The 19,073-nt window shown below is 63.2% G+C and carries 16 protein-coding genes and 3 pseudogenes; 14 read left to right on the forward strand and 5 right to left on the reverse strand.

All coding sequences use genetic code 11. The features are described from left to right. Nucleotides 1-19: 19 nt before the first annotated feature. Nucleotides 20-458, reverse strand: a pseudogene (locus tag AWB80_RS33195) (RidA family protein). Between the two features lie 32 nt (nt 459-490). Beyond that, nucleotides 491-1,789, reverse strand: a complete 1,299-nt coding sequence (locus AWB80_RS33200; RefSeq protein ID WP_061178909.1) for a flavin-containing monooxygenase — start codon at nt 1,787-1,789, stop codon at nt 491-493. A gap of 117 nt (nt 1,790-1,906) precedes the next feature. Between AWB80_RS33200 and AWB80_RS44140 the strand changes: the two genes are divergently transcribed. The 7 genes and pseudogenes from AWB80_RS44140 (at nt 1,907) to AWB80_RS33225 (ending at nt 7,366) form a co-directional block, all read left to right on the forward strand. Further along, nucleotides 1,907-2,047: a hypothetical protein gene (locus AWB80_RS44140; RefSeq protein ID WP_160147494.1), complete on the forward strand. Its 141-nt coding sequence runs from the start codon at nt 1,907-1,909 to the stop codon at nt 2,045-2,047. Beyond that, nucleotides 2,014-2,184: pseudogene (locus AWB80_RS42960) on the forward strand (LysR family transcriptional regulator); the annotation flags it as partial. The gene AWB80_RS44140 and the pseudogene AWB80_RS42960, both read left to right, overlap by 34 nt. Before the next feature lie 300 nt (nt 2,185-2,484). Next, a pseudogene (locus AWB80_RS33205) lies at nt 2,485-2,997 on the forward strand (SRPBCC family protein); the annotation flags it as partial. A gap of 19 nt (nt 2,998-3,016) precedes the next feature. Continuing rightward, on the forward strand, nt 3,017-4,198 hold the full coding sequence (locus AWB80_RS33210) for an ABC transporter ATP-binding protein (RefSeq protein ID WP_061178910.1): 1,182 nt from the start codon (nt 3,017-3,019) through the stop codon (nt 4,196-4,198). Between the two features lies 1 nt (nt 4,199). Further along, nucleotides 4,200-5,246: an ABC transporter substrate-binding protein gene (locus tag AWB80_RS33215; RefSeq protein WP_061178911.1), complete on the forward strand. Its 1,047-nt coding sequence runs from the start codon at nt 4,200-4,202 to the stop codon at nt 5,244-5,246. Between the two features lie 24 nt (nt 5,247-5,270). After that, nucleotides 5,271-6,524, forward strand: a complete 1,254-nt coding sequence (locus AWB80_RS33220; protein ID WP_061178912.1) for an ABC transporter permease — start codon at nt 5,271-5,273, stop codon at nt 6,522-6,524. 14 nt (nt 6,525-6,538) lie between these two features. Then, nucleotides 6,539-7,366, forward strand: coding sequence for an ABC transporter permease (locus AWB80_RS33225; RefSeq protein WP_061178913.1), 828 nt, complete (start codon nt 6,539-6,541; stop codon nt 7,364-7,366). A 6-nt stretch (nt 7,367-7,372) separates the two neighbouring features. Here the strand turns inward: AWB80_RS33225 and AWB80_RS33230 are convergent, their stop codons facing one another. Then, the gene (locus AWB80_RS33230; protein ID WP_061178914.1) at nt 7,373-8,104 is read right to left on the reverse strand and encodes a Crp/Fnr family transcriptional regulator; all 732 of its coding nucleotides are present in this window, start codon (nt 8,102-8,104) and stop codon (nt 7,373-7,375) included. Between the two features lie 777 nt (nt 8,105-8,881). On the opposite strand from AWB80_RS33230, the gene AWB80_RS33235 reads away from it, so the two are divergent. The 4 genes from AWB80_RS33235 (at nt 8,882) to AWB80_RS33250 (ending at nt 12,111) form a co-directional block, all read left to right on the forward strand. Beyond that, a complete protein-coding gene (locus tag AWB80_RS33235) occupies nt 8,882-9,736 on the forward strand; it encodes a class II aldolase/adducin family protein (protein WP_061178915.1) in 855 nt (284 codons plus the stop codon). A gap of 100 nt (nt 9,737-9,836) precedes the next feature. Continuing rightward, on the forward strand, nt 9,837-10,157 hold the full coding sequence (gene ppnP / locus AWB80_RS33240; RefSeq protein ID WP_061178916.1) for a pyrimidine/purine nucleoside phosphorylase: 321 nt from the start codon (nt 9,837-9,839) through the stop codon (nt 10,155-10,157). Nucleotides 10,158-10,235: 78 nt separating this feature from the next. Beyond that, entirely contained in the window at nt 10,236-11,261 is a 1,026-nt protein-coding gene (locus tag AWB80_RS33245) for a type IV toxin-antitoxin system AbiEi family antitoxin (protein WP_061178917.1), read from the forward strand. Beyond that, complete coding sequence (locus AWB80_RS33250) at nt 11,239-12,111, forward strand: nucleotidyl transferase AbiEii/AbiGii toxin family protein (RefSeq protein ID WP_244206870.1); 873 nt, start codon at nt 11,239-11,241, stop codon at nt 12,109-12,111. The genes AWB80_RS33245 and AWB80_RS33250 overlap by 23 nt, the downstream gene beginning before the upstream one ends. A gap of 4 nt (nt 12,112-12,115) precedes the next feature. Here AWB80_RS33250 and AWB80_RS33255 read toward each other — a convergent pair whose 3' ends face one another. Then, complete coding sequence (locus AWB80_RS33255) at nt 12,116-13,132, reverse strand: 1-aminocyclopropane-1-carboxylate deaminase (protein WP_061178941.1); 1,017 nt, start codon at nt 13,130-13,132, stop codon at nt 12,116-12,118. Nucleotides 13,133-13,285: 153 nt separating this feature from the next. Here AWB80_RS33255 and AWB80_RS33260 point away from each other — a divergent pair, with 153 nt between their 5' ends. The 3 genes from AWB80_RS33260 to AWB80_RS33270 all read left to right on the forward strand — a co-directional run bounded on the left by AWB80_RS33260 (nt 13,286) and on the right by AWB80_RS33270 (nt 17,789). Next, nucleotides 13,286-13,813: an Lrp/AsnC family transcriptional regulator gene (locus AWB80_RS33260; RefSeq protein ID WP_061178918.1), complete on the forward strand. Its 528-nt coding sequence runs from the start codon at nt 13,286-13,288 to the stop codon at nt 13,811-13,813. Nucleotides 13,814-13,896: 83 nt separating this feature from the next. Beyond that, nucleotides 13,897-16,269, forward strand: coding sequence for a penicillin-binding protein 1A (locus AWB80_RS33265; protein WP_061178919.1), 2,373 nt, complete (start codon nt 13,897-13,899; stop codon nt 16,267-16,269). A 308-nt stretch (nt 16,270-16,577) separates the two neighbouring features. Beyond that, complete coding sequence (locus tag AWB80_RS33270; RefSeq protein WP_244206872.1) at nt 16,578-17,789, forward strand: GDSL-type esterase/lipase family protein; 1,212 nt, start codon at nt 16,578-16,580, stop codon at nt 17,787-17,789. 69 nt (nt 17,790-17,858) lie between these two features. Here the strand turns inward: AWB80_RS33270 and AWB80_RS33275 are convergent, their stop codons facing one another. Then, nucleotides 17,859-19,073, reverse strand: coding sequence for a hypothetical protein (locus AWB80_RS33275; protein ID WP_061178920.1), 1,215 nt, complete (start codon nt 19,071-19,073; stop codon nt 17,859-17,861).

Raw genomic sequence — 19,073 nt, forward strand, 5'->3', positions numbered from 1 at the left:
GTGCCCTCCTTTTGCGTCTTCAGGCCTGAGGCGACGTCCAGCCATCGGGAATCACGGCGATCACGTCGATCTCCATCAGCCATTCCGGCTGACCGAGCGCGACGACGGTGAGTCCCCGTCGAAATGGGAAACACGCCTTTCAGCCATTTGCCGACTTCGCGATACACCGGCTCGCGATAACGCACATCGGTGAGATAGGTCGTTGTCTTGACGATATGCGATAGATCGCTGCCGGCCTCTTCGAGCAATTGCTTCACGTTCTTCATCGCCTGCTCGGCCTGCGCGCGCGGATCGCCGAGCCCGATGAGATTGCCATCGAAATCCGTGCCGATCTGACCGCGCACATAGACGGTATTGCCCGCGCGCACGGCCTGGCAAAGATCGTTGTCGAGGGTCTGATTCGGGTACGTATCCTTCGTGTTGAACATGCGGATACGGGTATGCGTTGGTTGGCTCATCGATAGCACCTTGATACGGAATGTGTTTGAAATCAGTTGACGCTTTCGACGCGCTTTTCTTCCACCTGGCTTTGCGGCGTGTCGTAGTACGCGAGATATTTGCGCTGCGTGACGATGTGATCGGCGATATGCTTCGCGTCGTGCCACACGCCCCAGATGAACGCCGAGCCACGGCGCGACAGCCACGGCAGGCCGAGAAAATAGATGCCCGGTTCCTTCGCGACGCCGCGTTGATGTTTCGGCTTGCCTTTGTCGTCGAATGCATCGACTTGCAGCCAGTTGAAATCGACGGCATAGCCGGTTGCCCAGATGATCGACGTCACGCCTTCTTTCGCCATATCGAGCGCGAGAAGTGGATGCGTCATGCAGTCCGGATCGGCGGGAATGGTGCGGGCTTCGGGCTCTTCAGGAAGATCGAGGCCGTTGCGTTGCGCATAGGCGTCGGCGGCATCGAGCAGCGACAGATAGTTCTCGTCGCCGCGCCGGATGTTATCGGCGAGATCGGCTTCGAACGTGACGACGGTATCGTCGAACGTTTTGGTCAGACCGACGAGCGTGATGCCCTGATGCGCGAGACGCCTGAAATCCACCGTATGGCCGCCGCGCGCGCCGCTCACCGCGATCGTCACATGTTCGCGGCCCGGCTTCATCACTTCAGCGTCCCATTCGCCGAGCACGCCGAGCCACCAGCAGAAATCGCGTCCGCGATAACCACGCGGCGGGCGATCGTGCGCGCCGACCGACAGATACACGCGCCGTCCCGCGCGCTGCAATTCATCGGCGATCTGCACGCCCGACGATCCCGCGCCGACAACGAGCACGCCGCCTTCGGGCAATTGCTGCGGATTGCGATAGTCGGCCGAATGAATCTGCGTGAGCGCGGCGCTTGTCGGCGCGATCGGCGGAATCACGGGGCGCTGGAACGGTCCGGTCGCAACGACCACGCGATTCGCTTCAATCGTTCCATCAGATGTATCGACGGTAAAGCCCGGCCGGCCGGCATTGCGCGCGACCTTCTTCACTTCGACGCCGGTGCGAATGGGCGCCTCGAACTTCCGTGCGTACTCGACGAAATAATCCGCGACCTGATCCTTCGACGCGAAGCCGTCAGGGTCGAAATTGGCGAACTCGAGATTAGGGAAACGATCGTGCCAGGCCGGGCCGTTGGCGACGAGCGAATCCCAGCGGCCCGTGCGCCAGCGCTCGGCAATACGGTCGCGCTCCAGCACGAGATGCGGCACGCCGAGCTTGCTCAGATGTTCGCTCATCGCAACGCCGGCCTGACCGGCGCCGACTACGAGCGTATCGATAGACGTTGTTTCCACTGTCATGGCTAATGTCCTTCTGAAAGGCCGTTGTATCCGTGATCCATTCGTGAAAATCTACGCGCCCCGACAGAATCCGAAAAATATATTTAAAAAATGCATAGCATCGGATTTGGCTATGCAATGAATTTTGCGGGCCGCGATCTGCTCGGGCAAGCGCGCAATCTGCTGAAGATCGCGGAAGAATTGCAGATGGCCGCGAAGGAAATGGATGGCGGCATGACCGGCTCCCGAATCGCACCGTGGACGGAGAAGACTTCGTGATTACGCGCTTCAAGGACAACGTCAACGCCACGACATTGGGCATCGCGCAATCACGCACCAGGCGGCCGCGGCAGGTCGTGCATCGCTTCGCGTCCTTTTGCGAGATCTATATCCGGCGGCTGCATATCGACATATGACGCCTGTTTCGTTGAATATGGAAGTTATCGACGCTGCATAGGCAATAGCTTTGCTTTGTATCCGAAAACAATATTTTGGCTGGCAATTTGGCTTGATAGATTGATGAGCATGTCGAGCGCAATGCCTTGAAACCTCGCGTTGGCGCGCTTCCACGGGCAGCAACATGGAGAGCCTCATGACCAGGACCATCGCGGTGCAAACGCTTATCGACCAGATGCAGTCGAATTGCGAACGATCATTCAGCGATGCGCACGCCATGCCGCCCGGCGTCTATACATCGCCCGAATTTCTGTCGCTCGAGTTATCACCTGCCGATGCTGCATCGCGCAACGGTAGGGCCGCATTCGAAGCTCGACGACATGGAATGCCCGCCGGGTTATCCCGCATTCAACTATCACTGGATCACGAAGGAAGCGAGTTTGCCGATCGGCAACGCGCATCCGGACAACACACGCCTGACGGGACACTGGCGCAAGACGACGGCGCTGCTGGCGATCTATCCGACTCATCTCGTCACGCTCACGCCTGGCTATTTCTGGTATCTCGCGCTGCAACCGCGCGGCGTCGGGCAGGTGCATATCCGTTTCGGCGGCGGGCTCGCGCCTGAATTCATCGCCGATCCGGAAGCGAACGCGCACATGTCGACGCTCAAGCAATTGCTCGACGAAGTGAATGCGGAGGACCGGCGCGGTGTGCAGGCAGTGTTTCGCGGCGTACATGCGCCGCTCGCGAAGCCCGGCAACCTGAGCCATCTCGAACGGCCCAATTACGACTTCGCGCGTTATATCGCGTCGAAGCTCGCACAGCACTGAAAGACAGGACGCGATCACGATGTCAGACCCTTCCTTCATCTCCTTCTCGGGCGTGAGCAAATCGTATGACGGCGCGCATTACGTCGTGGAGGACCTGAACCTCGACGTACGCAAAGGGGAGTTTCTTTCGCTGCTCGGGCCGTCGGGTTCGGGCAAGACGACCACGCTCATGATGCTCGCGGGCTTCGAAACGCCGACGCAAGGCGAAATCCGTCTCGACGGCAGACGTCTCGACGACAAGCCGCCGCATCAGCGCGATATCGGCATGGTGTTTCAGAACTACGCGCTCTTTCCGCATCTGACGATCGCGGAGAACGTCGCGTTTCCGCTTTCGGTGCGGCACGTGGGCCGTGCGGAGCAAAAGGCGCGTGTGAAGCGCGCGCTGGAGATGATCGAGTTGCCGCATCTCGCGAACCGCCGTCCTTCGCAGCTTTCCGGCGGTCAGCAGCAGCGCGTCGCGCTCGCGCGCGCACTCGTGTTCGAGCCGAGCGTCGTGCTGATGGACGAACCGCTCGGCGCACTCGACAAGCGCCTGCGCGAAACGATGCAATACGAAATCATGCGCCTGCATCGCGAGCTCGCGCTGACGATCGTCTATGTGACGCACGATCAGGCCGAAGCGCTGACGATGTCGGACCGCGTCGCCGTCTTCTCCGATGGCCGCATCCAGCAGGCCGCCACGCCGAGCGAACTCTACGAGAACGCGCAGAACGCGTTCGTCGCGAACTTCGTCGGCGAGAACAACGGGCTCATCGGGCGCGTCGTCAGTGTGAACGACGAATGGGCGACGCTCGCGCTGTCCGATGGCAGCGTCATTCGCGGACGCTGCGAACACGGCCTGCGCGCCGGCGACGAAGCGATGCTCGCGCTGCGCCCCGAACGCGCGCATATTCCGGGCGCGGAAGGCGCGCAGCCCGACGAGCACAGCAACGTCGTGCGCGCGTGTGTCGAGGAACTCGTGTATTGCGGCGATCATCATCGCGTGCATCTGAAGGTCGGCGCGCGCGATTCCATCGTCGTGAAGGTGCCCAATACGCAGCGTCATGCGTTGCCCGCAGCGGGCAGCACGATCGACATTGCATGGCGTCACGACGACTGCAAGATTCTCGCGATGATGGCGCCCAAAAGCGCGCCCGCGATTGCCCCTTCCACACCGCCGTCACCTTCCCTCATCTCGACCGCACCCGCAGGAGCCAACTGACATGCGCACTCATATCAAAGCACAATGCGCCGCACTCGCTGTATTTGCATTCGCAACCATCCCGACTCAGGCAGCGGAGACGCTTTCCGTCGTGACCTTCGGCGGCGCGTATGAAGCCGCTGCGAAGAAGGCGTGGTTCGAGCCGTTCACGCAAGCGACAGGCGTGAATTTCTCGACCGAATCGTACGATGGCGGCCTCGCCAAACTCTCCGCGATGGAGCAGGCGAAGAACACGACGTGGGATCTGATCGACCTCGAAACCAACGACGCGATCACCGCCTGCGATGAAGGCCTGCTGCAGAAGTTCGACAAGAAGTCGATCGGCAAGACGAGCGACTTCATCCCCGGTTCGATCAGCGATTGCGCGGTCGCGAGCATGGTCTGGTCCACCGTCTATGCCTACGACGCGAGCAAGCTGAAGACCGCGCCGACCACCGTCAACGACTTCTTCGACTTGCAGAAATACCCCGGCAAGCGCGGCTTGCGCAAGTCGCCGAAGGTGTCGATGGAATGGGCGCTGATCGCCGATGGCGTCGATCCGAAGGATGTGTACAAGGTGCTCGGCACGCCCGCCGGCGTCGATCGCGCGTTCAAGAAGCTCGACACGATCAAGCAGAACATCGTGTGGTGGGAGTCGGGCGCGCAGGCGCCGCAGCTGCTCGCCGATGGCGCGGTCGTGATGGTGCAGGCCTACAACGGCCGCATCGACGATGCCGCGAAGAAGGACAAGAAGCCCTTCAAGGCGGTCTGGGATGCGCAGGTCTACGACTTCGAATGGTGGGCCATTCCGACGGGCGCGAAGCACGCCGACACGGCCGCGAAGTTCATCGTGTCGCAAGCGCAGCCGAAGGCATCGGCGGATCTGTCGAAGTACATCGCCTATGCGCCGCCGCGCAAGGACGCGGTTGCGCTCGTCGACAAGCAGCGTCTCGCCGACATGCCGACCGCGCCGGACAACTTCAAGCGCGCCGTGCAGATCAACGCGAATTTCTGGGCCGATAACGCGGACCAGATCAACAAGCGCTTCCAGGTGTGGCTGACGCAGTAACGCTACACGGAACAAAGGAACGCCATGCCTGCATCGATCCACGCGCCCGCCTCCGGTTCTCCGACGAGAGCCGATGGCCGCGCCTCGTATCAAAGGGCGCGCCGCCGCGCATCGGTGCAGGCATTGTTGCTTGCATTGCCGCTGATCGTGTTTCTGTTGTCGACGTTCATCGCGCCGATCGCGCTGCTGCTTGCGCGCAGTGTCGAGAACAAGGAAGTGCCGGACAGCATGCCCGCGCTGACTCGCGCGCTCGATGCGTGGGATGGGCGCGGTGTGCCCGATGAACGCATGTTCGCGCTGCTCGCGTCCGGGCTCAAGGGCGCGCAGCAGAGCGGACAGCTCGGCACCGTCGCGCGCAGGCTCAACTTCGCGCAGCCCGAATTCCGCAGCCTGTTGATGCGTACCGCGCGCAGCGTGCGCGACGAGACGCCCGCCGCGTGGAAGCCTGCTTTGATCGAAATGGACGAACGCTGGAATTCGCCGGAAACCTGGCGTCTTCTGAAACGCGCCGCCGCGACGCCCACGCCCGACTATCTGCTCGCCGCCGTCGATGCGCAAGTGACGCCGCAGGGCAACCTCGCGTTCGTGCCGGATAACGCGTCGGTGTATCGGCAGGCGTTCTTGCGCACGATTTCGATCAGCGCATCCGTCACGCTCCTGTGCCTCGTGCTCGGCTATCCGGTCGCGTGGCTGCTCGCCAATCTGCCGGCGCAAAGCAGCAACCGCCTGATGCTCTTCGTGATCGTGCCGTTCTGGACGTCGTTGCTCGTACGCACGACCGCGTGGTACGTGCTGCTGCAACCGGGCGGCGTCATCAACGGCCTGTTGATGGGGCTCGGTCTCGCGACGCATCCCGTACCGCTCATCTTCAACCGCACGGGCGTGCTGATCGGCATGACGCACGTGCTTCTGCCGTACATGATTCTCGCGATCTACTCGGTGATGAAAGGCGTATCGCCCGTCTATGTGCGCGCGGCGCAGTCGCTCGGCGCGCATCCGTTCACCGCGTTCGTGCGCGTCTATATTCCGCAGACCCTGCCGGGCGTCGGCGCGGGATGCTTTCTCGTCTTCGTGCTCGCGCTCGGCTACTACATCACGCCCGCGCTGCTCGGCGGCGCAGGCGATGAAATGATCAGTCAGCTCATCGCGCTGCAGACGAACACGCAGCTCAACTGGGGACTCGCGGGCGCGCTCTCGGCGTATCTCGTGATCTTCACCGCGATCTTCTATTTTCTGTTCAATCGCATCGTCGGCATCGACCGGTTGCGCTTCGGTTAAGGAGCCTTTTCGTCATGACAGAGCAACGCAACAAGGTGCTGACCGAACGCATCGCATCACGCTGGGTGCGCGTGCATACCGCACTCGTGCTGTTCTTTCTCGTCGCGCCGATTGTCGCGATCATTCCGCTCTCGTTCAACTCGGGATCGTATTTCTCGTATCCGTTGCAGGGCTTTTCACTGCGCTGGTACGAGCAGGCGCTGACGAGCCCCGACTGGCAGCGCTCGCTGTTGAACAGCGTCGGCATCGGCGCGGCGTCGACCCTGATCGCCACGGGTCTCGGCACGCTCGCGGCGCTCGGCCTTTCGCGTGCGCAGTTTCCACTGCGCTCGGTGATCATGCCGATCATCATCTCGCCGATGATCGTGCCGATCGTCGTCGTCGCGGCGGGCTTCTATCTGATCTTCGCGCCGCTCGGGCTCGTGAACTCGTATCCGGGCGTGATTCTCGCGCACGCGGCGCTCGGCACGCCGTTCGTCGTGATCACCGTGACGGCTTCATTGTTGTCGTTCGATCAGAGCCTGCTGCGCGCGGCGTCCGGTCTCGGCGCGAAGCCGTGGACGGCGTTTCGCCGCGTGACCTTGCCGCTCATCACGCCCGCGGTCGCCACAGGCAGTGTGTTCGCGTTCGCGACATCGTTCGATGAAGTGATCGTGATCCTGTTCATCGGCGGGCCGGATCAGCGCACCGTGCCGCGTCAGATGTGGAGCGGCATCCGCGATTCGATCGATCCGTCGATTCTCGCGGTCGCGACGATGCTCATCGTATTTGCCGTGTTGCTCTTCGCCAGCATCAACTGGCTGCGTGGGCGGGCGGCTGCCGCCAGCCGCGCCCTCGTCTGATCATGCTCACACCATCGCTTCGATCTGGCGGCGCGGCAGCATGCGGTCGAATTCACGCTTGACGATGCCGTAGCATTCGCACGCGCGCTCTTCCAGTCCGGCGCGATCCAGGATCTTGATGCAGCCGCGGCTGTGATGGATCAGGCCCGCGTCATGCAGCTTGCCGGCCGCTTCGGTCACGCCTTCGCGACGCACGCCGAGCATGTCCGCGATCATCTGTTGCGTCACGCGCAGTTGATCCGACGGCGTGCGATCCGTTTGAATCAGCAGCCAGCGGCACAGTTGCTTCGACAGCGAGTGATGACGATTGCATGCCGCCGTCTGCGCGACTTGCGTGAGGAGGGCTTGCATGTACAGCAGCATCACGCGGCGCAGGAAGTCCGAGCGGCCGAAGTGCTCGCGCAATGCGCCCGCGCTCATGCGATACGCGAAGCCCGCGCATTGAACCTGTACGCGCGTGGGCATGGTATCGCCGCCCGTCAGCACCGGCACGCCCGACATCCCTTCGCGTCCCACTGCCGCGACTTCGACGGAGCCGCCGTCTTCCATCGTATGCAGCAGCGAGATGATTGCTGTGGTCGGGAAATAGACGTGATGGATGCGTTGTCCCGAATCGCACAGCAACTGCTCCGTGCGCAACTGGACGAGTTCGAGATGAGGTGCGAGCGCTTGCCATTCCTGCGCCGGAAGCGCGCCCAACAGATGATTGCCGTGAAGGTCTGATTGAAGAGTCAACATGTTCTTTTAGTCTCGTGCGAGTGCGCTTCGCGCTTTAGTTTCTTCTGGTCCGCAACTGGATTCGTGCACGCATCTGATGGTGTACATCGAACCCTGTTGCGACCAGCCCCGTAGCACGAATTCGCCGCTCTTATCTGTTGTTGGAAGATCGCAGTGAGCTTCGTGCCTGGTCATACATTAGCGAGAGGTGTGCCAGCGCACGCCAATCCTTATACCAACAGGGGTTTGCGCGGTTCCGCGCACAACGCGCCGCAACGTGCGCTCAAGTACGAAGAAAATTGATTCAATCGTGAAAAACGACCTTCATACGGAACGATGTTTGCCGATGGCCAGCGCCAAACGTTTTCCTCTGTCGAATGTCCCGTCAGCAGGGGGATGCGGCACTGCGGCGTTTGCCTGAGCAAGGCTGTCCGGGCGGCTGAAAGCCTTGTCGGAGCGGAATCGGGTCATGATCGAAAAACGTTGCAAAGGTGGTTAACGGCTGCTGCCGCTTTGTCTGAAGGCTTGGCTTCGTTGGAGCGTCGCGCCTTATGTGGCGGGGCTGAGCGGGATTCGTCGCAATTCGGGAAGCGTTGCGTACGTGATCGGGACGGGTTTCGCCGTGCGGAGAAAAATGTTGCATCGCCTATACGTGAGCGGTTTTTGCGGGCGGCCGCGAGGCGTTGCACCGCACGCATGAACACGATTCATATATCGTTGAACAACCTTCGTTTGTAGTCAGCCATCGCTCGCGGCACCATGCTTGCATACCCACTTTGATCCGCATGGAGCGAGAACATGAGCGACGTCATGGAGACATCCGCAAAAACCGCCGAACCGACCATCGACCTCAAGGGGCGCGTGTCGATCTATCAACCGGAGCAGCAAGGCCTGATCTTTCCCGAGCTGCCGACGTTTTCCAGCCACGCGGAGCATCGCCGGTATCTGAAGGAGCGCCTCGTCGCCGCGTGCCGGGCTTTCGCACAGCAAGGCTTCGATTACGGCTTCGCGGGTCATCTCACCGTGCGCGATCCGGAACATCCGTCGCGGTACTGGACCAATCCGATGGCCGTTCACTTCGCGCAAGTGAAGGTCTCGAACCTGATCTGCGCCGATCATCAGGGCAATGTGGTCGAAGGCAATTACGCGCTCAATCGCGCGGGCTTCGTGCTGCATGCCGCGGTGCATGAGCAGCATCAGGACATCGTCGCGATGTGCCATGCGCATACCGTTTATGGGACCGCGTTCGCGGCGCTCGGCAAGCCGCTCATCCCGATGTCGCAGGACGCCTGCGCGTTCTTCGAGGACCACGTCGTGATCGGCGATGAGGCGGGCAAGGTCGCCGTCGAGGTGAAGGGCGGCAACAAGGTCGCGAATGCGTTTCAGGGCGTGAAGGCCGCGATTCACCAGAATCACGGGCTGCTTACCGCGAGCCGGCACAGCATCGATTCGGCGGCGTTCTGGTTCATCGCGCTCGAGCGCTGCTGCCAGCAACAGTTGATGATCGAAGCGACCGGCATCACGCCGAAGCTCGTGCCGGAGGATCGCGCGCGCTATAGCCGCGAGCATGTGGGAAGCGACTACATCGGCTGGCTGCACTTTCAGACGATCTGGAATGATCTGGTCGCGACGCAGGCGGATATGTTTGATTGAGCCTGCTTTCCGGTCGACACGGGCGATGCGGTGGAAACCGCCTCGTCCTTTTTTGTATGATGGCGGACCACCCTCTTCCGACAACCCAAGGACCACCGTCATGACCGCCGCAACGCAATTCGACCAGGTTTCCGTCATCAAACGCGCCAACGTCTACTTCGACGGCAAGTGCGTATCGCACACCGTTCTCTTCGCGGACGGCACGAAAAAAACCCTCGGCGTGATCCTGCCCGGCACGCTCAACTTCGGCACCGACGCGCCCGAACTGATGGAAGTGCAAGCCGGCCAATGCCGCATCCGTCTCGACGGCAGCGACGAATGGAAGACGTACGGCGCTGGCGAATCGTTCTCCGTGCCGGGCAAGAGCCGCTTCGATATCGACGTGATCGAAACGCTCGACTACGTTTGCAGTTATCTCTGATCGGCGCGCGGTCTGTCCAATTTTAATCGCTGTCCACGTTTCGTGTACACTGCATTAAATTGGACATTCGGACCAGCGATGTCGACAGCCGATCACCTCAACGAGCAACTGGCCGAAGCCGCCGCCGCCGCCTTCAGCGAGTCGACCGGCCTCGCCGCGCGCCGCGTCGCGACGCCGAAGCGCCGCGATAGCAACGCCGCCATCGAATTCCGCATCGGTGGCGCGCGCGTCAGGCGTTCAGTACAGGTGCGGGAGAACATCGACCGCATCGGCGTGTTGTCCGCATTCAGCGCGGCCGTCAATCGCGACAGCGGCACGAAACCCACGCTCGTCACCATCTATCTCTCACCAGACATGATCCGCGCGTGCCGCGAACTCGACATCGATGCGCTCGATCTCGCCGGCAATGCGCGCCTCATCGAAGGCGACAGCATCGTGATCGTCTCGGGCCGTCCGCGCGTGGCGCAAGCCAAAGCGCCGCGCTCCAGAACCTGGACCCGCTCGACACTGCGCGTCACGCTCGCGCTGCTCGTCACGCCATCGCTCCTGGAGCGCGGTTATCGCGACATCGCGAAAGCCGCGGGCGTCAGCCACGGCACGGTGCAGAACGCCGTGCGCGCGCTCGTCGATCATCGCGATGTGTTCGAGCGTCCCGATGGCCGCGGCCTGCAATTCGCCGACCGGGAACGCCTGATCGACGAATGGGTCACGCTGTATCCACGGCAATTGCGCGAATCGCTCGTCATCGGGCGGTATCGCGCGGAGTCGAACGACTGGTGGCGCGATGCGCCCGATCTGCCCGGGCAATGCCAGTTCGGCGGCGAGCCCGCCGCGGCGATACTCACGCAATATCTGAAGCCGGCGACGGTCACCGCCTATTGCGCCGATGCCCCGCCGCGCGAGTGGATCATGGAGGCGCGGCTGCGGCCCGATCCGACCGGAAACGTGGAGTTCCTGCGCGCGCCCGTCGCGCTCGCGCCCATCGACGGCCTGCCGCCGAACGTCGTCGCGCCGCTGCTCGTGTACGCCGATCTCGTCGCGAGCGGCGACCCGCGCAATCTCGAAACCGCCAGGATGCTGCGTGAACGCTATCTTGCCACTTGAACGCCTGCCGCACCGGCCGCTCGGCGGCGCCATCTGCGCGATGCTGCGCGAAGTCGTCGCCGCGTCCGACGCGACGCGCATCGCGTGGTTCGTCGGCGGCGCGAGCGCACGCGACATCCTGCTCACGCACGTCCACGATATTCAGGCGACGCGCGCGACGGCCGATGTCGATATCGGCATTTCGATTCAAGGCTGGACGGGCCACGACGCGTTGCGCCGCGCGCTGCTCGCAGCGGGCAATTTCACGGCGCCGAAGGGTTCGGCGCATCGGCTGAATTACAGCGCGCCCTTCACCAAAGAACGGACGTGGCTCGACATCGTGCCGTTCGGTGGCGTGCAGGACGCGCGCGGCGAAATCGCGTGGCCGCCGGATGGATCGGTGCGCATGAACGTCGCGGGCTTCCGGCAGGCGCTCGACGCGGCGATTCCCGTGCGCATCGAACAGGATCTCGTCGTGCCGGTCGCGTCACTGCCCGCCCAGGCGATGCTGAAAATCCTCGCGTGGCAGGACCGGCACGCCGTCGATCGCAAGGACGCGATCGACCTGCTCTTTCTGATGGCGCATTACGAGCAAGCCGGAAATCGCGACCGTCTTTATTCCGACGCAGCCGATCTGCTCGAACGGCACGAATACGATCCGGACATCGCCGGGGCGGCGCTGCTCGGCCGCGACACCGCGGCGATCGCCCGCGATGACGACCTCCGCGCGCAGATTCTCGCGATCCTGCGCCCGGACGAACCCGCGCCGCCGATCCTCACGCACATGCTCGGCTCGCGCCTGCCCGTCTTCGAAACGGAGACGTCGGCACGCGTCGCCGCGCTGTTCCACGCATTCCGCGCGGCGTTTTAACGACTCAACCGTTGCGGAACAAATAGCTGTACGCGTTGAGCGCGGGCACGCCGCCGAGATGCGCGTACAGCACTTTCGAGCCTTCCGGGAATTCGCCATTGCGCACCATCTGGATCATGCCGTCCATCGACTTTCCTTCATAGACCGGATCGGTCAGCACGCCTTCGAGCCGCGCGCACAGACGGATCGCCTCCAGCGTGCCTTCGTTCGGCAGGCCGTATTCGGGGCCGCCGAAGCGCGTGTCGAGAATCACGTCCTCGCGCGTGATGTCCTGACCGAGATCGACGAGTTCCGCCGTGTGCTTCGCGATGCGCAAAATCTGATCGTGCGTCTGCTGCGGTTTCGCCGATGCATCGATGCCGATCACGCGGCGGGCGCGCCCATCCGCCGCGAAACCGACGACCATGCCCGCCTGCGTGCTGCCCGTCACCGAGCACACGACGATGTAATCGAACTTGAATCCCAGTTCCGCTTCCTGCGCGCGCACTTCCTCCGCGAAGCCGACGAAACCGAGCCCGCCCAGCGGATGCTCCGAGCAACCCGCCGGCACCGGAAACGGCTTGCCACCCGCCTCGCGCACGCTGTCCATCGCGTCCTGCCAGCTTTTGCGGATGCCGATATCGAAGCCATCGGCGACGAGGCGCACGTCCGCGCCCATCACCCGCGACATCTGGATATTGCCGACGCGGTCATAGACGGCATCGGAGTAATTGACCCAGTTTTCCTGTACGAGCACGCATTTCATGCCGAGATGCGCCGCCACCGCCGCGACCTGGCGCGTCTGGTTCGACTGCACGCCGCCGATCGACACGAGCGTGTCGCAGCCTTCGGCGAGCGCCTCGGGAATCAGATATTCGAGTTTGCGTGTCTTGTTGCCGCCGAAGGCGAGGCCGCTGTTGCAGTCTTCGCGTTTTGCGTAAAGCTCGACCTTGCCGCCGAGATGCGCGGAAAGGCGCTTGAGCGGCTGGATGGGTGTCGGTCCGAAAGTGAGCGGATAACGGGGAAAACGTTGCAGGTTCATGATTGGCATCCTCGTGAGGGTGGGACTGCGTGGACCCCATCGTAAAGATTTCGGACATTGACCGGGTTGCGAAAAAAGTCGCTTCCGCCTAACGTTTTCACATGTAGAAGTTAACAGGCAGACTTTTATTTCTCTCGATGATCTTTTGAAGCAATGAAAAAAACTGCATCCGCCCGAAACCCGCGCCCCGTGGACGTTCAGACCGATCGCGTCGATCGCGCGATCCTGCGTCAACTCCAGCGCGACGCGTCCATCTCGAATGTCGCGCTGGCGGAGAAGGTCAATCTGAGCCCGCCCGCGTGTCTGCGGCGCGTCGAGCGGCTGCGCGAAGCGGGGCTGATCCGCGCGACCGTCGCGCTGCTCAATCCGAAAGCGCTCGATGCCGGCATGCTCGTGCTGATCGGCGTGATCCTCGACCGCTCGACGCCCGATTCCTTCGACGCCTTCGAACAGGCCGCGCAAAAAGTGCCCGGCTGCATGGAATGCCATGTCGTGACGGGCGAATTCGACTTCTTCATGCTGATCCGCACGCGCGACAGCGAGAGCTTCAATCGCCTGCATGCCGAGAAGCTGCTGTATCTGCCCGGCGTGCGGCAAATCCGTACGTTCGTCGTGCTGCGCGAGGTGCTCTCGACGACCGCGTTTCCGATCGGCGAATCCGCCGGTGCGCGGCCGGCGTAGCCTCGAACACACATTTGCGAAAGACTTGCTGAAAAATTACGCTACGATTCAGGGTTTTCCATGTCTGGACATCCCGCTTCGTTGTGACCGCGTCTGAATTCAAAGCTTTGGCCCGGGCGACTCTGGCCCGTGTCGCGCCGTGGCTGCGCCCGCATCTGCGGCCCCGCTCGCTGCTGCTCCTGCCCGCGCTCTTTCTGCTTTACGTGCTGGTGCTGATTCCGTTTACGCCCGGCATCCGCGATATTCGCCGCGCCAAGGTCGACCAGCCCGCGCAGGTCTATTCCGCCGATGGCAAGCTGCTCGCCGAGTTCAAGCCGACGCATCGCGAATGGGTCAGCCTCAAGCAAGTCTCGCCGCAGGTGATCGACGCGCTCATCTCGACGGAAGACCGGCGTTTCCATCAGCATCACGGAATCGATTTCCGGCGCACGGCGGGCGCGGCGCTGCGCACGTTTTCGGGCGACCGGCAAGGCGGCTCGACGCTCACGCAACAGCTCGCGCGCAATCTGTATCCCGAGGAAATCGGCCGCTCGCAGACGCTCACGCGCAAGCTGAAGGAAGCGATCACCGCGTTCAAGATCGAAGCGGTCTATTCGAAGGACGAGATCCTCGAAACCTATCTGAACACGGTGCCGTTTCTCTATAACGCGTACGGCATCGAGATGGCCGCGCGCACCTACTTCGACAAATCCGCGGGCCAGCTCGACGTGCTCGAAAGCGCGACGCTCATCGGCATGTTGAAGGGCAACAGCTATTACAACCCGGTGATCAACCCCGAGCGCGCGCTCGACCGGCGCAACATCGTGCTCGGGCAGATGGTGAAGTACGGCCACCTGCCGGCCGCAAAGCTCGATGCGCTCAAAAAGCGCCCGCTGCGCATCGACTTCGAGCGGCAGACGGAAGAACCCGGCCGCGCGCCGCACTTCGCGCAGCAATTGCGCAAGTGGCTGATCGGCTGGGCCGACGACAACGATTACAACATCTATTCCGATGGCCTCGTCGTACGCACGACCATCGACTCGCGTCTGCAGACCATGGCGACGAACGCGCTCGCGCTTCAGGGCAATCAGTTGCAATCGATCGCGAATGCGGCGTGGGGCGGCCGTGGCGGCTGCGCGAACACGAACGCGGATCTCGCGCACGCGTTCATCCGCGAGACGAGCGAGTATCGCGCGGCGCGCGACGGCGGCGCGAGCGATGCCGACGCCATCAAGAAACTCGGCTCGGACCGCGCGTTCATGCAGGCGCTGTGCGAGAACAAGACGCGCGTGCAGGCGGCGTTCGTCGCACTCGATCCGCGCAGCGGCCAGATCAAGGCATGGGTCGGCAGCCGCGATTTCACGCAGGACCCGTTCGATCACGTCGCGCAGGCGCGTCGTCAGCCCGGCTCGACGTTCAAGCCTTTTGTCTACGGCGCGGCGTTCGATCGCGGCGCGAAGCCGACCGATACCTTCGTCGATCAGGCCGTCGAAATTCCGGTGCGCGGCGCCGAAACCTGGCGCCCGACCGACGACGCGCCGCCGTCGGGTCGCCCCGTGAGTCTGCGCGACGGCATCGCGTTTTCGAAGAACCGCATCACCGCGCAGGTGATGGAACAGGTCGGGCCGGCGCGCGTCGCACGGCTCGCGCGCGACATGGGCGTGCGCGAAAGCCATCTCGACGTGGTGCCGTCGCTCGCGCTCGGCACGAGCCCGGTGACGCTCAAGGAGATGGTGTCGTCGTACGGCACCATCGCGAATGACGGTAGTTATATAGAGCCGCTGCTCGTCACGCGCATCGAGAACAGGGACGGCGAGGTGCTCGCGCAGTTCGAGAGCACGCCCGAGCGGGCCTTGTCCGTCGATGCGACGCGCAAGCTCGTCGACGTGATGCGCGACGTGATCAATCGCGGCACGGGCACGGCGATCCGCACGCGCTTCGGCATCCGCGCGGACGTGGCGGGCAAGACCGGCACGACGCAGGACAACGCGGACGGCTGGTTCATCCTGATGCATCCGCAACTCGTCGCGGGCGCGTGGGTCGGCTTCAACGATAGCCGCGTCACGCTGCGCAGCGACTACTGGGGGCAAGGCGCGCACAGCGCGCTGCCGATCGTCGGTGATTTCATGCAGCGCTCGCTGCGTTCGCATCTGATCGACGCCCGCGCGCGCTTCGATACTCAGGAAACGCCGGGCCTGTGGCAGACGATGGTCACGCGCGCGCACACGTGGTTCGACGAGACATTCTCGAGCGCGCCGAAGCCGGGCAAGCCGAAAACCGCGCAGACGGCGGCGCAGCCTCCGGCGCGCGCCAAACGCGCGGCTTCGGAACCGCAGGCCGAAGTGACCGAAGCGCCGCCCGCCCCGCCGGTGTTCACGACGATGCCGCCGATCCTGCCAGCGGCGCCGGCCGACGGCGCGAGCAATACGGCGCCGACGCCGCCAGCGGCTACCGAACCGGCATCTGTCGCGCAGTAAATGCGATCCGCGCGTCCTGTGCATGCACACGGGCGTGTGGCGAATAGACAGTTAGTTGCTTTATACGTAACAGCGCATGGCCGTCGAACGAAATGCGCGCAAGCGCACATATCGAGCGCCAAAAGGGTGCTTCGATTCACCTAGGCGAAACGGGCTTACAAAGATTTCGCTGCACACACTGGCGCGCTGTGGCCACACACGCCTGTCAAACGGACGAAAACCGTCCTTTTCGAGCTTCCCCACCCAACGGACGTACGCGACCTGATGCGTAACGTCCACTAGATACCCGGCTGGTATCGGAGAACGAAGTGAATACGCGATTCCCTCGCATCGAACGCGCGGTCGTGGCCGCCGCGCTGATACTGCCCCTGTCGTCGCCCGGTTCTGCACAGACCATCAGCACGACCCTGCCATGGACCGGGACGTGGTCTACCGCGGCGATGAGCACCGGCGACCACGGCTTCAACAATCAGACGATCCGGCAGATCGTGCACACGAGCATCGGCGGCACGGCCGTCGGCGTGCAGTTTTCGAACCTGTACGGCTCCGAGCCGCTCGTGATCGGCGACGTGCACGTCGCGCTGCGCGCGAGCGGCCAGCGCACCGTGCCCGGCAGCGATCGGCCCGTCACCTTCAACGGTCAAACCTTCGTCACCATCGAACCGGGCCACATCGAGATGAGCGATCCGGTCGCGTTTCAGGTGCCGGCGTTCTCGGACATCGCCGTCAGCGCCTATCTGCCGCAACAGACGCCGATGGAAACGACCGGACACGTCGACGGCCTGCAGGACGTCTATGTCGCCGCCGGCGATGTCAGCCTCGACACGGAATTCACGGGCGGCGTCGCCAACGCACTCGGCGCGCAGTCGTACTACTTCCTCACCGACGTCGTCGTGCAGAACGCCAGTGCGACGGGCGCGGTGGTCGCGTTCGGCGCGTCGATCACGGACGGCCTCGCGTCGGCGCCGAACGTGAACGGCCGCTGGCCCAATCTGCTCGCGAAGCGCCTGCAACAGGCGGGCATGACGGTCGGCGTCCTGAACAAGGGCATCTCGGGCAACGACTTCTTCACGAACGGCTCGGGCGAAGCCGGCCTGTCACGCTTCCAGCGCGACGTGCTCGACCAGTGGAACGTGAAGTGGGTCATCATTTCCGACGACGCGGTCAACAACCTGATCGGCGGCTCGCCGCCGACGGCAGCGCGTCTGAACGCCGCGTTCACCGAGCTGACGCAACGCGCGCACGCCGCGGGCGTCAAGGCGATCTGCTCGACGCTCACGCCGTTTCAGGGCGTATCGTCTTGGACGCCGGACATCGAGGCGACGCGCGAAGCGGTCAACGCGTTCGTCGCGACGCCCGAAAGCGGCTGCGACGCCGTGCTCAACCAGGCGACTGCGATCGGCGATCCCGCCAACCCGGCCGCGATACTCGCCACCTACGACAGCGGCGACCACCTGCATCCGAATCAGGCGGGGCTGCAGGCCATCGCCAATTCGGTGAATCTCGACTGGTTCAAGTAAGCGTCGCGCCACGCAAAAAAACGCCATGCGGAAATGCTTCCCGCATGGCGTTTCTATTTGCGTCGCCGATTACGACTTGACGATCGTCGGGTTGGTGACGTTGATGCGCGGGCCACCGTTGTCCCACTGCTCGACGATCAGCGGGTACTTCCACTTCGGGTTCGAGCTGCTGATCTGGCCGTTCACGACGTAGCCGTCGAGCGACAGACCCTGAACCGCGAACGAACCGCCCGGGCTGGTCGTGTCGACGTGGTTGTTGATCGCGATGGTGACCGTCTTGCTGATCGGACCCGGCAGCGAGCCGAACCACACGTTGATGCCGCCGCCCTTGCAGTTCGCGGTCGTCGGGCTGTTGATCGTGATGGTCTTGAACACGGCCGAGTTGTCGTTCGGTTCGAAATCGAGACCGCACGCCGGCGCCGTGCCGTTGATGTTCTGCCACACCGGGCTGTTGAACGTGATCGTGTCGCCCGAGATGATCGACACGCCCTGACGGCGGCAGCCGTCGGCCTTGTGGTTGTCGACCACGAGGTTGTACGTCGGGGTGTTCTTCTTGGTCTGGCTATCGTTGATGTAGATGCCGTCGCCCCAGGTGTTGATGGTGGTCGGCGCGATCAGGTGCACGTTCGTCGCGCCCATGATCGTGAAGCCCATGCCGTGCTCGCCGCCCGACGCCGAGTTCAGTTCCTTGCTGCCGTCGAGGTACGCGTTTTCGACGATGACGTTGTTCACGTCGACGATACGCATCATCTGATAGATGTCGGCGTTGTGCGCGAGCAGCTTGATGGAAGCGCCCGACGCGAAACGGATGTGGCTGTTCGTACGCAGCGTGAGACCCGTCGTGTCGATACGGACCTGGCCCGAGATCAGCAGGATCTGGCCGACAGAACCGTCGATGGCGGCCTGCAGCGCGGCGCGGTCGTTGGTCTTGCCGTCGGCCTTCACGCCGAACGACGAAGCGGCGATGGTGCCCGCGGTGTTGTCGGCGGCGGCGGACGTCGAGCTGGCTGCGGCAGGCGCGCTTGCGGACGTCGTGGTGCTGGCCGACGAAGCCGGCGTCGCGGCGCTAGCGGCATCCGACGAAGATGCGCTGCCGGTGTTGCGCCTTCTCCAGCGATCCGCCACGGAATCAGGCGTTGCATCGCCGCCGCCGCCGCAAGCGGCGAGAACGAGCGCGCCGCCGCCTGCGAAGAGCGAGGTCAGCAGCTTGCGACGGGTTGCAATACGGTTGTCGACGACGAGGTTGTCTGCCTGGGTGTCTGCCTGAGTGTTGTTCGGAAGCAT

This window comes from Caballeronia pedi (assembly GCF_001544915.2).
GTDB lineage: Bacteria > Pseudomonadota > Gammaproteobacteria > Burkholderiales > Burkholderiaceae > Caballeronia > Caballeronia pedi.